Origin of the sequence: Synechococcus sp. W60.3 (assembly GCF_047502615.1) — a bacterium.
In the GTDB taxonomy this organism is placed as follows: domain Bacteria; phylum Cyanobacteriota; class Cyanobacteriia; order Thermostichales; family Thermostichaceae; genus Thermostichus.
Genome location: NZ_JANSHJ010000003.1, coordinates 118507 through 132341, shown reverse-complemented (window position 1 = coordinate 132341; position 13835 = coordinate 118507). Strand labels below are relative to the sequence as shown.

General features: G+C 61.2%; 15 protein-coding genes and 1 tRNA gene. 8 read left to right on the top strand and 8 right to left on the bottom strand.

Annotated features, from left to right (window positions below):
* Nucleotides 1–49: 49 nt before the first annotated feature.
* The 4 genes from NW846_RS02170 to NW846_RS02155 form a co-directional block, all read right to left on the bottom strand.
* Nucleotides 50–493 carry an extracellular solute-binding protein gene (locus NW846_RS02170; RefSeq protein ID WP_414347740.1) on the bottom strand — a complete coding sequence of 148 codons (444 nt, stop codon included), beginning with the start codon at nucleotides 491–493 and terminating at the stop codon, nucleotides 50–52.
* A gap of 157 nt (nucleotides 494–650) precedes the next feature.
* The gene (locus NW846_RS02165; protein WP_240527786.1) at nucleotides 651–2303 is read right to left on the bottom strand and encodes an ABC transporter permease; all 1653 of its coding nucleotides are present in this window, start codon (nucleotides 2301–2303) and stop codon (nucleotides 651–653) included.
* Nucleotides 2304–2357: 54 nt separating this feature from the next.
* A complete protein-coding gene (locus NW846_RS02160) occupies nucleotides 2358–3362 on the bottom strand; it encodes an ABC transporter substrate-binding protein (RefSeq protein ID WP_414347744.1) in 1005 nt (334 codons plus the stop codon).
* A gap of 517 nt (nucleotides 3363–3879) precedes the next feature.
* Complete coding sequence (locus NW846_RS02155) at nucleotides 3880–4470, bottom strand: thioredoxin family protein (protein ID WP_011431553.1); 591 nt, start codon at nucleotides 4468–4470, stop codon at nucleotides 3880–3882.
* A gap of 137 nt (nucleotides 4471–4607) precedes the next feature.
* Here NW846_RS02155 and NW846_RS02150 point away from each other — a divergent pair, with 137 nt between their 5' ends.
* The 4 genes from NW846_RS02150 to NW846_RS02135 all read left to right on the top strand — a co-directional run bounded on the left by NW846_RS02150 (nucleotide 4608) and on the right by NW846_RS02135 (nucleotide 8438).
* A complete protein-coding gene (locus NW846_RS02150) occupies nucleotides 4608–5426 on the top strand; it encodes a TatD family hydrolase (protein ID WP_228375368.1) in 819 nt (272 codons plus the stop codon).
* A 124-nt stretch (nucleotides 5427–5550) separates the two neighbouring features.
* Nucleotides 5551–6594 (top strand): GAF domain-containing protein, encoded by a 1044-nt coding sequence (locus NW846_RS02145; protein ID WP_414347749.1) that lies wholly within the window; start codon nucleotides 5551–5553, stop codon nucleotides 6592–6594.
* A 45-nt stretch (nucleotides 6595–6639) separates the two neighbouring features.
* The gene (locus NW846_RS02140) at nucleotides 6640–8058 is read left to right on the top strand and encodes an ATP-binding protein (RefSeq protein ID WP_414347751.1); all 1419 of its coding nucleotides are present in this window, start codon (nucleotides 6640–6642) and stop codon (nucleotides 8056–8058) included.
* The gene (locus tag NW846_RS02135) at nucleotides 8058–8438 is read left to right on the top strand and encodes a DUF309 domain-containing protein (protein WP_041438668.1); all 381 of its coding nucleotides are present in this window, start codon (nucleotides 8058–8060) and stop codon (nucleotides 8436–8438) included. The genes NW846_RS02140 and NW846_RS02135 overlap by 1 nt, the downstream gene beginning before the upstream one ends.
* A gap of 40 nt (nucleotides 8439–8478) precedes the next feature.
* Here the strand turns inward: NW846_RS02135 and NW846_RS02130 are convergent, their stop codons facing one another.
* Nucleotides 8479–8643 (bottom strand): hypothetical protein, encoded by a 165-nt coding sequence (locus tag NW846_RS02130; RefSeq protein ID WP_168173624.1) that lies wholly within the window; start codon nucleotides 8641–8643, stop codon nucleotides 8479–8481.
* A 39-nt stretch (nucleotides 8644–8682) separates the two neighbouring features.
* Entirely contained in the window at nucleotides 8683–8799 is a 117-nt protein-coding gene (locus NW846_RS02125; RefSeq protein WP_240527309.1) for a cytochrome b6-f complex subunit PetN, read from the bottom strand.
* A 106-nt stretch (nucleotides 8800–8905) separates the two neighbouring features.
* On the opposite strand from NW846_RS02125, the gene NW846_RS02120 reads away from it, so the two are divergent.
* Both NW846_RS02120 and NW846_RS02115 read left to right on the top strand, forming a co-directional pair.
* Nucleotides 8906–9151 (top strand): hypothetical protein, encoded by a 246-nt coding sequence (locus NW846_RS02120; protein ID WP_011431547.1) that lies wholly within the window; start codon nucleotides 8906–8908, stop codon nucleotides 9149–9151.
* A 105-nt stretch (nucleotides 9152–9256) separates the two neighbouring features.
* Nucleotides 9257–9814, top strand: coding sequence for an SRPBCC family protein (locus NW846_RS02115; RefSeq protein ID WP_041439263.1), 558 nt, complete (start codon nucleotides 9257–9259; stop codon nucleotides 9812–9814).
* A gap of 173 nt (nucleotides 9815–9987) precedes the next feature.
* On the opposite strand, the gene NW846_RS02110 is transcribed toward NW846_RS02115, so the two are convergent.
* Nucleotides 9988–11952 (bottom strand): DICT sensory domain-containing protein, encoded by a 1965-nt coding sequence (locus NW846_RS02110; RefSeq protein WP_414346184.1) that lies wholly within the window; start codon nucleotides 11950–11952, stop codon nucleotides 9988–9990.
* 169 nt (nucleotides 11953–12121) lie between these two features.
* On the opposite strand from NW846_RS02110, the gene NW846_RS02105 reads away from it, so the two are divergent.
* Together NW846_RS02105 and NW846_RS02100 are read left to right on the top strand one after the other, a co-directional pair.
* Nucleotides 12122–12565, top strand: a complete 444-nt coding sequence (locus NW846_RS02105; RefSeq protein ID WP_099884457.1) for a 2TM domain-containing protein — start codon at nucleotides 12122–12124, stop codon at nucleotides 12563–12565.
* 94 nt (nucleotides 12566–12659) lie between these two features.
* Nucleotides 12660–12730 (top strand) — tRNA-Gly (locus tag NW846_RS02100).
* 261 nt (nucleotides 12731–12991) lie between these two features.
* On the opposite strand, the gene hisN is transcribed toward NW846_RS02100, so the two are convergent.
* Nucleotides 12992–13786 carry a histidinol-phosphatase gene (hisN, locus tag NW846_RS02095; protein ID WP_011431542.1) on the bottom strand — a complete coding sequence of 265 codons (795 nt, stop codon included), beginning with the start codon at nucleotides 13784–13786 and terminating at the stop codon, nucleotides 12992–12994.
* Nucleotides 13787–13835: the final 49 nt, after the last annotated feature.

Here is a 13835-nt window from a genome sequence, read left to right as displayed (position 1 = left end):
TCGCTTCACCGCTGAGCAGTAATGCTCAGCAGTGTTCAGCGTAAATGTATCAGGTGAACTTGCCATCCAGGGTGTAGTAGCTCACCACCGGCTCGATAAAATCCTCGAAGTTCACCGGGATCCCGTTCACTTCGGTGCGGTTGCCCAGCGCCTCGGCGATAGACTTGAAGTAGCCGAAATCCCGTGCCCGTTGGGTGCCCACCTCAAACCACTGCACCACTGCCGGAGCGGCTTTTTGTTGAATAGCGAGGTCGGTGGCCTGTTGAATTTCTTCGTAGTTGCCGTAGCCCTCAACAGTTACATTGTATTGAGGAAATTGCTTGTTGAACTCTGCCGCCTTTTGACGGGCCCAATCGAGACGGTTATCGGTAAAGGCAATCCAAACTTTGACGTTGGCAGGAGACTGGGCAAAGCTGTCAGCAGCCAGGAAGGCAGCACCAGCGGCAGCCGCCAGGCCGGCCAGAGCAGCCAGGAAAGTCCGACGGGTATTCATAAAATATAAAATGCAGTCGCATCCACTAAGGGCAGGACTGATACTAGCGCAGCGACATTAAGAGCAGGTTATAAACCGGGGATCCTGAAGGGGCAACCCATCCGTCGCACCACCACCATCGACCCCCATCCGTGAAGGATCTGGTGGGATCCCCTGCTTAAGGCTGCCCAACCTGCCGCCGCAGCGCCTGGATCCCGGCAGCCAAGCCAAAGAGAACGAGTACCAGCAGGGTGCTCAGAGCTGCTGCCTGGTGGGTGTAGCCCCCCTGTTGCAAGCCAAAGATGAGCCACCCAAAGGTTTCTGAGCGGGAGGTGACCAAGAGGGCGGAGAGGGTCAGCTCGGCAAAAGATTGCAAAAACACCAGCAACACCGCTGCTGTCAAGGCCGGTGCCAGCAGGGGCAGCAGGATGTAGCGAAAAGTTTGCAGCAGGGAGGCCCCGTCGATGCTGGCCGCCTCCTCCAGGCTGGTGTCCAGGCTGCGCCAAGCAGCTTGCATCGGTTGCAGCGCCAGGGCCAAGAACCGCCCCAAGTAGGCCATCAGGATCAGCCACAGGGTGCCGTAGAGGCTCAGCCCCGGCAGGGGAGGGGGCAACCACACCAAAATGAGGGACAACGCAAAAATCAGGCCCGGCAGGGCATAGGGCAAGTCCACAATGAAGCTGAGCAGCGCCAGCAGCCGTGCTTTCAGCCGGGTCAGGGCGTAGCCCAAGATCGTCGCCATCCCGCTGCAGAGCAGCGCTGCTCCTCCCGCCAAACCCAAACTGTGCAGCGTGGCGCGGCGGGCCCGCTCCAGCTCAAACAGAACCAGCCGGAAATGCTCCAGCGTCAGGTTAGACCAGACCAAGGGCAGGCCATAGGCCCGCAGCAGGGCAGTTGCAGCCATGGCCAGCAAAGGCCCAAGGATGACCAGCAAGGCTGCGGCAAAGAGGATCCCGCTGAGCAGCCAACCCAGCCAGCCCAAGCGATAGGGATCCGGAGGGGCCTCGCCCGGATCCAGCCCCGCCTGAGGCTGCTGTGACCAGGCCAAAAAGAAGAGGGCCGGCAGGCCAAAGAGCAACGCCAGCGCCGCGCTGCGCCCAAACCCATCCCCGCCGAAGTTGATCACCTCTTGGTACAGCAGGGTGGGCAAAGTCAGGTAGCGTCCTGGGATCCCCAGCAAGGCCGGGATCCCGAAATTGCCCCAGGCCCCCAAGAAGGCCAGCGCCGCTGCTGCCGCCACAGAGGGCCGCAACAGGGGCAGCGTGATGAAGAGCCAAACCTGCAGCAGGTTGGCCCCATCCAGTTGGGCCGCCTCCTGAGCTTGCTTGGAGAGCCGGCTCAAGCCCGCCACCAGCGTCAGGTAGGCAATTGGCAGCACAAAAAGAGCCAGCAGCAGGATGATCCCCCCCGGCGTGTAGAGGCTCCACAGGGATCCCTGACCCCCCAAAATCCAGCGCAGCCCCTGCTGCAAATAGCCCACCGGCCCGGCCCATTGGATCCAGGCCAAGGCCAAAACCTGGGGCGGAACCACAAGGGGAGATAAAAAGAGCACCCGCAGGATGCTGCGGCCCGGCAAATCTGTCTGGGTGGTGAGTACCGCCAGCACCAGGCCGCCGACCAGCGCCAATGTGGCTGAGACCGCCGACACCCAAAGGCTGTGAACCAGCGCCAGATGGACACGGGGCGTTTCCAGCAACCAGCGGATGTTCTCACCTTCCCCGCTCAAAGCTCGCTGCAGCAGCCGCCAGAGGGGATAGGCATGGGTCAAAACCAAAAGGCCCGGTACAGCCACCAGCCAGGGAATGATGGGGTGCCTTAACCCTTTACTCAAACCCTCCCCCAGAAACGTTAGACCACGCCTTTGCCGACGCCCAAGGGATCCCACCTATTCCTCAAACAACTTGGCAAAGCGGGCCTTGTCGGCCTCGCGGCTTTGGGCCAACTCTGCTGCCGGGGCGCTCAAGATCTTCAGCTCGCTCAAAGCGGGGAACCCTTTTGGCGGCGTCACACCCTGCCGCAGCGGCATGTAGCCCATCTCAGCAGCGACCTCCTGCCCCTTCTGAGACAGCAAGAAGTCCACAAAAGCCTGGGCAGCTTCCAGGTTAGACGTTCCTTTGACAATTCCCACCGGCTCGGTAATCACCGGCACGCCCTCCTTGGGATAGACCACCTCCACTGGGGATCCCTCGTTGCGGCTGCGAATGGCAAGAAAGTCCACCACCATGCCGTAGCTCTGTTCGCCACTGGCGACGTTGCGGGCGACAGCGCCATTGCCCTGCACCAGCACCGTTTTGTTCTTTTTCAGGGCTTCGTACCACTCCCAGCCCAGGCCGGGGGTGCGTGTGATCACCCCCAAATTGTAGGCGGCAGCACCCGAATAGGTGGGGCTGGGCATCACCAGTTGGCCTTCCGGAACCTGGGCTAGGGCCGCCCAGCTATCCACGGGCTGGGCTTTGGCCGTGTTGTAAACGATCACCGTGGCCAGGATCTTGGTGCCGAAATAGTGGCAGTCTGGATCGTAGTAGGTGGCGGCGATGGCCTTGGCTTCAGGGCTGCAGTAGGGCTCCAGCAAATTGCGGGATTTCAGCAACTCAAAAGTAGGCGCATCGGCCACCAGCAGCACATCAGCCTGGGGACTACCCTTTTCGGCTTCCAGCAAAAAGCGGCTGATCACCTCCTCGGTGCCGGAGCGAAAGATCTCCACCGAAACCTCTGGATAAACTTCCCGAAACGCAGCCACGGTTTTCTGAGCATCTGCATCGGGTTGGGAAGTGTACAAACGCAAGGTGCCGGACGGCTTGGCCCAGGCTGGGTTCAGGTATCCCCACCCAAGGGGCTGGGCAAAAACCAGGCTCCAGAGTACCGCCAACAAAGGTAGAGGACGCTTCATCGTTTTCCCTCGCTTGAGAGCTTGACCTGGACTCCGCTACCAACTTGCCAAAGGCAAAGGCATTTTCGGATTTCAGATCGCGTCCAGATCGCGACAGTGAAAATCCACTTCGACCTTCGCCCCCTGCAATTTTTGCCTTTGGCAAGAGTCAGCCATCGCTAAACTACCCCAGGAAGATTAACCCGAGGTTATCTCTGGATTCATCGAGGATGTTGAGATTCTCCCCGCGGCTACAGCTTGCCTTTGGAGTCCTTTCCGGTTTGTCAGAGTTAGTTCTGCGCCCTGGGCTACCCAGAACTTGCGGCTGATGCCGCAGCCCCCTGGGAGAGGGGAAAACCCTGGGCGCCGCCGCAGGCAAAAACCCTAGCTTCAAGGCCTGCAGCCTGCTGGCACAAAGGAACCCGGAACTGCCCTGGCTACTTTTTCCGCAGATTCCCCCAAGCCCACCCCTACTAGAGGCGCCCGGCGGGCTTGGCTGGCCGGTCGGCTCAGGCTTTCCCAAGGGTTGCTGGCGAATTTAGGCTTGCTTGAAATAGTCGGGCTCATTGCCGGGTTTCCACTTGATGTTGCAGCCGAGGCTGGGCTTTTGGTCGGGATCGATGGGCTTGCCCGCCAGCAGGTTATCCAGCGCCGCCCGCAAATCTTTGCCCGTCACCGGCACATCCGGCAGGCTGGGGCGGCTGTCGTCCAGTTGGCCGCGGTACACCAGCTTGCGCTCCGCGTCGAACAAGAAAAAGTCGGGGGTGCAGGCCGCCGTGAAGGCCTTGGCCACCTCTTGGCTTTCGTCGTAGCAAAACGGGAAGGTGAAGCCCAAGGTCTCGGCCATCTTCTTCAGGTTCTCGGGGCTGTCGTCGGGGTATTTCTCCACGTCGTTGGCGCTGATGGCTACAATGCCGACGCCGCGATCCTTATAATCTCTGCCAATGCGGGCCAGCTCCTCTTGCACATGCTTCACATAGGGGCAGTGCTGGCAAATAAACATCACCAACAGGGCCGGCTTGTCGGCAAAGGTGGAGAGGGAAATGGTTTGGCCGCTCACCACATCGGGCAGGCTGAAGTCAGGGGCAGGGGTGCCCAGAGGCAACATGGTCGAGGGAGTACGGGCCATAGCAAACCTCCAGCGTAAGGTTTCCTCAATCATCATGGATCATCCTGCTCCTCCCGCAGCAGCCCCCACCCCAAGCAGGCCGGGAACCGCTTTTACAATTGGATAGAGTCCGCAACATTTGGTTCGGGAGCTGAGCCTTGAGCACCGCCGTCTTGCCCGCTGCCCCCCTCGTGGATACCCACGTCCACTTGAACTATCCCGATTTTGCCGAAGATCTGCCGCAGGTGGCCGAGCGCTGGCGCCAGGCCGGGATCCAGCAACTGGTGCACTCCTGCGTAACGCCGGCGGAGTTTCCCCAATTGCAGGCCATTGCCGACCAGTATCCGGAGGTGTTTTTGTCGGTGGGGCTGCACCCTCTGGAGGCGCGCCAGTGGCAGCCGGATCTGGCCGAAAAGATCGCCCAGTTGGCCGCCGGCGACCCCCGAGTGGTGGCCATTGGGGAGACAGGCCTAGATTTCTACAAGTCCGACCCGGCCGATGTGGAGCGGCAAACAGAATCCTTCCGCGCCCACATTGCCCTTGCCCAGGAGCAGGATTTGGCCCTGATCGTCCATTGCCGCGAGGCGGCAGCAGCCACCTACGAGATTTTGAGGGAGGCCATGGCTGCCAGGGGGCCGCTGCGGGCGGTGATGCACTGCTGGAGCGGATCCCCGGAGGAGACGCGACTGTTTGTGGAGCTGGGCTGCTTCATCAGCTTTAGCGGCATCGTCACCTTTAAGAACGCTGAGACGGTGCGCCGCTCGGCCCAGGAGGTGCCTCTGTCCCAGCTTCTGGTGGAAACCGATTGCCCTTTCCTGGCCCCCACCCCCTTCCGCGGCAAGCGCAACGAGCCGGCCCATGTGCAGCGGGTGGCCCAAACCCTGGCGGAGCTGTTGCAGATCCCCTTGCAAGACCTGGCCCGACAGACCAGCCAAAATGCCGCCCGCCTCTTCCGCCTGCCTCAGCCCCCCTTGTGAAGAAGGGTGGAGAACTTTTGGCATTTTTTAAGCTTTTTACTTGGGGCTCTCTAACTTCCCGGCAGGGGGCGCTATCGTGAAAGAGGAGGTGTAGCTTCCAATACTTTTGCACTCCCCTATAGCTATGGAAACCTTAGCCCCTGCAGCCTGCGCCAGCCGGGATGTCCTCATCAACCGCATTACCCACCAGATCCGGCAATCCCTGGAGCTGGATCAGATCCTGAGGGCAACGGTGGAGGAGGTGCGCGCCTTTTTGGGCACGGATCGGGTCAAGGTATACCGCTTCGACCCGGAAGGCCATGGGACGGTGGTGGCGGAAGCCCGACAAGCCGAGCGGTTGCCCTCCCTCTTGGGCCTATCGTTTCCGGCGGGGGATATCCCAGAAGAGGCGCGGCAGCTGTTTCGCCTGGCCCAGGTGCGGGTGATCGTGGATGTGGAGGCCCAGACCCGCTTCCTCAGCCAGCCGGAGTCGCTGGGCCACTTTGCCCAGGCCCGGCCTTTGCCCCTGGGCGAGGTGCCGCAGCGGCTGGTGGATCCCTGCCATGCCCACTACCTCAAGTGCATGGGGGTGGCCTCCTCCCTGGTGGTACCCCTCCTGCATCACCAGCAGTTGTGGGGGCTCTTGGTCTCCCACCACGCCGAGCCCCGCTCCTACTCTGCCGAAGAGCTGCAGGTGGTGCAGTTGGTGGCGGATCAGGTGTCGATTGCCATTGCCCAGGCGGAATTGCTGGAGCAGGCGCGGCAAAAGGCGCAGCAGGAACGTTTGATTAACCAAATTGCGGCGCTGGTGTACTCGCCGCTCCACCCCGAGACCACCTTGACCACTGTGCTGGAGCAGCTTACCGCCGGCCTCCAAGGGATCGGGGCGCGGCTGCGCATCCGGTTCCTGGGCCTGGACACCCTCTGCCACCATGGGATCCAGCCGCCGGCAGGCTACGACGCCTGGCTGCAGGAGCAGGTGGGAAGGCCGAAGACAGCAGGAAACGGGGTGAAGACGTGGTCGCTTTCCCAGTTGGAGAAGTGGCCAGAACTGCAGGCCCAGCTGCAGCAGACGCCCATTCGCGGGCTGCTGGCGGTGCCGCTGGTTTGGAACGAGCAGCTGGTGGGCTGGCTGAGCGTCTTTCGCGGCGCCCTCTGCCAAGAGACCCACTGGGCCGGCTACCGCTAGCCCGCCCAAGGGGAAGGTGGGGAGGATCCCCGTCAAGAACTGCCGTTGATCTCCTTTGCCGCTTGGCGGGAGCTGAAAGTTGACGAGCCCAAGGCCTGGTCGGCCGCGGAGCTGGAGCTGGTCGGCCGCGCTGCGGTGCACCTGGCCCTGTCGATTGCGCAAAACCAGCTCTACCGGCAGTTGCAAGATCTCAACGCCCGTCTGGAGCACGAGGTAGAGGAGCGGACGGCGGCCCTGCAGCGCTCTTTGGCCATGGATGCCCTCTTGCAGCGGGTTACCGACCAGGTGCGCAGCAGCCTAGACGAAGCCCAGATCCTGCGGGCGGTGGTGCAGGAGTTGGCGCTGGGGCTGCCCATCCAAGGCTGCGATCTCTGCCTCTACGAGGGAGCAGCCGGCCAGGCCACCGTGCGCTATGAATACACCGCCGCCCTGCCGCCCGCCGGCGGGATCACCCTAACCCTGGCCGACTACCCAGATCTCTACCGACAACTGCAAAGGGGGCAGGCGGCGCAACTGTGCCATCTGCCGGGGCAAAGCTGGATCCCACGGCGGGAAGGGCTGACGCTTTTGGTTTGCCCGCTGCGGGATGACCAGGGGGCGTTGGGCGATCTGTGGTTGGCCAAGGCGGCAGCCGAGTGCTTTGATACCCTAGAGATGCAGGTGGTACAGCAGGTAGCGGATCACTGTGCCATCGCCATCCGCCAGGCTCGCCTCTACCAGGCCTCGGTGCAACAAATCAGCGAGCTGGAGCGCCTCAACCGCCTCAAAGATGATTTTTTAAGCACCGTCTCCCACGAGCTGCGCACCCCCATCACCAACATGAAAATGGCCATCCAACTGCTGAAAATGGCCCGCACCCCCCAAAAACGGGAGCAATATCTGCAAATCCTAGAGCAGGAGTGCGAGCGCGAGGCGGAATTGATCAACGATCTGCTGGATCTGCAGCGGTTGGAGCAGGGATCCAAACCCCTTCATCTTGAAGAAGTGTCCCTGGCCGCCTGGCTGCCCACTGTGCTGCAGCCCTTTGTGCAGCGGGCCGAGGCCAATCAGCAACAGTTGCAGTGGCAGATTGACCCGAAGGTGGGCAAGGTGGTGACGGATCAGGCCGCCTTGACGCGGGTGGTACAGGAGCTGGTCAACAACGCCTGCAAGTACACCCCGCCTCAGCACCGCATCACGGTGACGGCGCGCCGCCTCAGCCCTGAACAAGTGCAAATTCGGGTGGTCAACGAGGGGGTGGAGATTCCCCGCAGCGAGTGGGAGCGCATCTTCGAGAAGTTCTACCGCATCCCCAGCGGGGATCCCTGGAAGCGGGGCGGCACCGGCCTGGGGCTGGCTTTGGTTAAGCAGTGGATGCAGCGGCTGGGGGGCTGCGTCTCTATAGAAAGCGGCCAGGGCAAGACGTGCTTTACCCTGGTGTTGCCGCAAGGATCCCTGCCTGGGCAGACCTCTTGCACCGCGTGATGGGCGATTGCGATTTGGAAGCGCTGCAACGGGCGGTTGAGCAATTCAACCGGGGGGAATTCTACGCCTGCCACGACACCCTGGAGGCCCTGTGGATGGAAGCGGTGGATCCGGAGCGGCGCTTCTACCAGGGGCTGTTGCAAACCGCCGTGGCCTACTACCACCTGCAAAACGGCAACCGCCGCGGCTGCATGATCCTGCTGGGGGAGGCCAACCGCAAGCTGGCCGACTTTCTGCCCACCTACGCTGGCTACAACCTGCAAGCTCTCTGGGAAGCCAACCAGAGCCTCCTGCAAGAGCTCTCTTGCCTCCAGCCTGAGGATCCCTTGCCCCCGGTAGCCTCTCCTACTCTGAGGGTTGTTGGCGGTAAGCCCGATTGAGATGAGAAACTTCTTGGCCCCTCTCCCAGAACCCCAGGAGCTAGCGACGCTTGGAGCGGCGAGCCTGCCGTTCTGCCTCGTTGCGCCGCCGCCGATCCCGCCAGTCGATAAAGGTGATGTAGCCAACGCCCACCGTTACAGCCGTCAAGAGCAAAAAGATGCTCCCATACGCAAGGCGGGCCACCCAGGGCAAGTCGGTTTCCATAGAGCCAGAGGTAGCGAAGGACAAGGGGGATGCTTGGGGCTACATGCCGTTACGGCCCCAAACCACGAAGGCAATGGAAAGGGCGAAGAAAGCCGCAACGGCAACCCAGCCAAAGGTGATGATGTCCATAGGTCTAGCCAAGCAAAGAAGGCTCATCGGGGTGATCCCATTTTACGGGATGGGATCCCCGGCGCATCTACAACAGGGCTCGACTGGGTAGATTAAGGTCAGAGGCCAAAACCCAAGCCAAAGGGAGGACGCGATGGTACTGGAGACCCTGCCGCTGGTGGCCGCGGTGGCCATCGCCATTTTTGTGCTGGTTTTCTGGGTGCGGGTGGTTCGGGAGGCCATCTGGACGGCGGTGGGGATCGTGGTCCTCCTGGCCGTGCTGTACGTGGTCTTTAGAATTGGCCCGCGGCAGGTGTTGCAGGAGCTGCGGGATCCCTTCGCCTTTTTGGAGCAGGTGTGGCAGGTGATCGTCGCCTGGTTCCGGGCCTTTTTCCCCTAGCGCGTTGTCCCCTATACAATTCCTCGTACAATGGACTGGGCTTGGGTTGGGGCTGCCGGCCCTTCCCCTTTGTTCTGCAACCCTGACGCGCTTCGATTGCTGGCCATGCCTTCCGACTCCGCACAGGATCCCCAAAGCCTCCCAGACCCTGCCCCGCAAGACGGGATCCCAGTTCCCGAAGACATCCAAGTGGAGGTGGAGGACTTGGGGGATCGCCGCCGCCAAGTGCGAGGTTGCGTCTTGATCCCGGTGGAGCGGCAGCGGGTTTGGCAGGTTTTAACCGATTACGACCATCTGGCGGAGTTTGTGCCCAACTTGGTGGAAAGCCGCTTCCTCGGCAGCGAGAACGGCCGCAAGCTGGTACGCCAGGTGGGATCCCAAAAGGTTCTCTTTGCCCGCTTTTCGGCGGCAGTGGTGCTGGCCATTGAGGAAATCTTTCCCCACCAGCTTCGCTTCCAAGAAATAGAGGGGGACTTTCTCCTTTTCGAGGGGTTTTGGGAGCTGGCCGAGTGGCTAAACCAGCAAACTTTGCTCACCTACCACCTGCAGGTGAAGCCGCCGCGCCGCATGCCGGTCGGCCTGGTGGAACGGCGCATCTGCCGAGACTTGGCCTTCAATCTCCAGGCCATTCGGGAGCGCTGCCTGAGTTTATACTCCCAATAGGGCGTGCCATCCCTCACCCCCAGCCCCTCTCCCAAAGGGACGTCCCTCACCCCCAGCCCCTCTCCCTTTGGGAGAGGGGAGCTATGCGGCAACCTGATTTGTTGGACATTCGCGGTTTGCATTTGCCGGCTGGGATCCCAGCTCATCGCAGCAGCCTGGCAGCCCCCCACTTTTCAGGCGGCCATCGAGGGCTGAGTCTGGGTTCGTGGGTTTGCTATCGGCAGGGTGAAGTGGAAGGCACTGCCCTGGTTGATCCCCGGCGATTCCGCCCAGATGCGCCCCCCCATCGCCTCAACGATCAGCCGGCAGATGGCCAGCCCCAAACCCGTCCCGCCCACGGAACGGCGCAGGGATCCCTCTGCCTGGTAAAACCGCTCGAAGATGGCTTGCAACCGCTCCGGCTCAATGCCTCGCCCGCTGTCGGCCACAGTAAATCTCACCATCGCTTCTCCAGGTTCGCCGGCTGGTGGCTCCACCTCTGCCCGGATCCAGATCCGCCCGCTGGGAGGAGTAAACTTGCAGGCATTGTCCAACAGCTTGCGCAACACTTCCACCAGCCACTCGCCATCTGCCCTGACCATCGGCAGCCGTTTGGGCAGCGCCTGCTCGATGGTGGGTAACTCCTCGTGCCGTCGTCGCGCTTTCACGTTGCTCAGGGCCAGCTCCACGCATTCTTGGGCAGACAGCGGCTCAATATGCCAGCGAACGCGACCACTTTCCAGCTTGGAGAGGGTGAGAAAATCCTGCACCAGCTCCCGCAGCCGACCGGCATCCTGCAGGGCCGCATTCAACATCTCCTGGCGCCTCTCCAAGGGCATGTCGGGGTCGCCGGCCAAAGACTCCAGACACACTTGAATGGTGGACAAAGGAGTGCGCAGCTCGTGCCCGATCACGGCAATCAGCTCCGACTTGGCCCGATCCAGAGCCTGCAACTGGCGATTCAGCTCTTCCAGGTGCTGATAGGCTTCTGCCTGCAGGAGGGCTACTCCTACCTGGTTGGCAATGGCTTCCGCCAGCTCCAGGGTGGCCAGCTGCCAGCGGCGGGGGTGTTGGTGGTGCAGCTCCAATAGGCCCAGCAACCGCCCCTGATAGAGAATCGGCATGGCCACCCAAGCGCGAATTTGCGCCGCCTGCCACAGCTCCGGCACTTGCTGCAAGCGCGGATCCTTTTGGGTGTCCTCGCAACACACCAGTTGGGCCGAGGCCATCGCCTCCTGCAAAAAAGGGTTGCTTGGCACGGGCCAGAGGGATCTCTTGAGGCTGCCCATCGTCAGGGTGTGATACTCGTGATCGATCTGGACAGCAGGAACCTGACCGTCGTAGCGGTAGATCAAACAGCGCCCCACCTTCGCTGCCTGACCCAATTCCTGAACGGCAATGGTCAGGATATCGCCGGGATGCAAAGACTGGCGAATGGCGCTGCTGATGCGGTTGATCAAGTGTTCTTTGCGCTCTTGAGCTTGAATGGTGCGATAGGCCCGCTGCAGCTTGTATTGCCCTACCTGGAGATAGGTGATCAGCCGCTCCGTAAAAGGGCCGGGGTTCAGTTGGCTGTCAGCATCCTGGGGAGCTCCTTCGAGGTACTGGCGAACCGGCTCCAGGCGAGGGGCCAGATCCGGACGGTAGCCAAGGATCTTCGGCAACAGAGCCAAAGCCGCCTGGGCAGTGACGGAGCGATCAAATGACCAGATGCCATCGAATTGGCGGGCCGCATCCATGTCGCTGCCCTGCCAGGGCCGCTCCCGACACACCAAGCAGGTGGCATAGTGGGCGTCGATAACGATCAAATGCCACTCCTGCGCCAGCGGATCCTCCGGATCCAGGGGGATAAAGTCAGGGGGCAGGTCGGCCTGAGCCCCATCGGGAGCAGCCAACACAAACACATCTTGGGCAACCGCGCCGATGCGACGGTAGCGCCGCGCCTCCTGGCGGTAGTAGCGCTCCTTTTGAAAATTGGCGAACACCCACGGGGATCCCTGACCTTGCAACACCTGATCCTCGATGGCGTGGCTAAGGGCAACCAGAGAAGACTTGAAATAAAGTTGCGGGCGCAGATGGGGCAAAGCCTCCAGCAGATCGCTCAATAGGGAAGTCCGACTCTGACGGCTCTGGCGGGATCTAGGGCGGGTAGAAGTCATAGCCCTATTGGCAAGTTCGGTTGGCAAGGAGTAACTTAGCCGTGGAGAAAGCGCCTGGCGGGCTGGCCTAGGTTTAGTCTAGCGGTTGGGTTCTGCAGCAAGGCGAACTTAACGAGCTGCAAGATCTGGCTAACTTGGGCTAAGAATTGTAAGGTTGTGTGTAGACCCAATGTCGGGATCCCGGTACAGCCAAGAGGACGTGCAACAAATTCTCCAGCGGGCCATGGCCCGCCAGCCGCGTCTGGGCGAGTTTACCCGCGCCCAACTGCAGGAGATGGCCGCCGAACTGGGGATCTCCCCCCAAGAGCTGGATCTGGCCGAACAGGAATGGAAGGCTTGGCAAGAGCTGAACAGCCAACATCGCGAATTCCAGCGCTACCGCCGCCGGCAGTTTTACCAGTTGCTGGGGCGATATGCAATTGTCAACAGCTTTCTGCTGGGCTTGGACTGGCTTTCCGGCGGAGGGCTATCCTGGTCGCTGTTTATACTCATGGGCTGGGGCTTGACAGTTTCCCTCAAAGGCTGGAACGCCTATCAAACGGAGGGTGAACGCTACGAAAAGGAGTTTCAGCAGTGGCAAAAGAAACGCCAGAAGAAGCTTCAGCGTCGATGAGTAGCATCTCGTCTCTCTGCTTTGAGCGGCGATGGTCTTAGAAGGAGACTGCCGGCAGATGCTAGTATAGGTAGCTGCAGAGGCAAATGCCTGTGCGGGCGTAGTTTAATGGTAAAACCGCAGTCTTCCAAACTGCTGTTGACGGTTCGATTCCGTTCGCCCGCTTCCAGCCACCCAAAGCCATAAACCCGCTCCAGATAAGCACTTCCAGCCTTAAACTGCAGTTGAGTTTGGGGTCAGAAAGTGTCAGGAAACGGCTATGGAGAAAAGGGAAAGCTTGGTACGCTTTTGGTCTGAACTGGCACTGCCGGGGGTGGCGGTACCGGTTGTCGACGGGGGCGCCGGACGAAGAACTTGGCTAGAGCCTTATCTTGTCAGCAACAATTTCTAACAATCGCTCCCCAGCGCTTACCTTCGGGCTAGGGACTACCTCTCGGAGCTTATTGCAGCCAAGGCCTGGCGATGCAAGTCGGGGTTGGCCGCCGCCAGCACTTCCCCCCTAGACGTGCGGGTCAAGGGATCCCCCGACCAATCGGTAATCAGGCCGCCGGATCCCTCGATAACAGGCACGAGAGCAGCAAAGTCGTAGAGGGCAAGCCCACACTCCATCACCAGATCGATGTAGCCGCTGGCCAACAAGCCGTACTGGTAGCCGTCGCCGCCGTAAGAGGTGATGTGAACCGAGCGGCTGAGCTGCTGAAAGCGCTGCCGCTGGTCAGGCTGGGCGAACAAATCGGGGGTGGTGCAGCTTAGGTAGGCGCGGCTGAGTTCAGTGGTGGCTTTGGTGCGCGTGAGCTGTTGGGTGGAGGGGGTTATCCAGCGGGTTGGTTGTCCCTGCACCCCCAGCCAGCGCTCGCGCAGCACCGGCTGATCGATGAGGCCCAAGATGGGGCGATCCTCCGCCAACAGGGCGATCAAAGTGGCAAAGGTGGGCTTGCCGGTGGAAAAGGCGATGGTGCCATCCAAGGGATCCAAAACCCAGGTGTAGGGGGATCCGGTCTGGTGGAAGCCAAACTCCTCGCCGAGGATGTTGTGCTCCGGCACGTGGGCGGCCAGCAGCGCCCGCATCGCCCGTTCCGCCTCCCGGTCGGCTATCGTTACAATTGGCGAGCGGGCCTCCTTGTATTCGGCTTTCAGCTCCCCGCGAAACAAAGGTCGGATCACCGCTCCGGCAGCCTCGGCCAGGGCCTGCGCCAATTCAATCCATTCTGGCTTGACCACCTTACTCTCTCTGTACTTTGTCCTCTTCTAGCATAGAAAAAGACTTCCC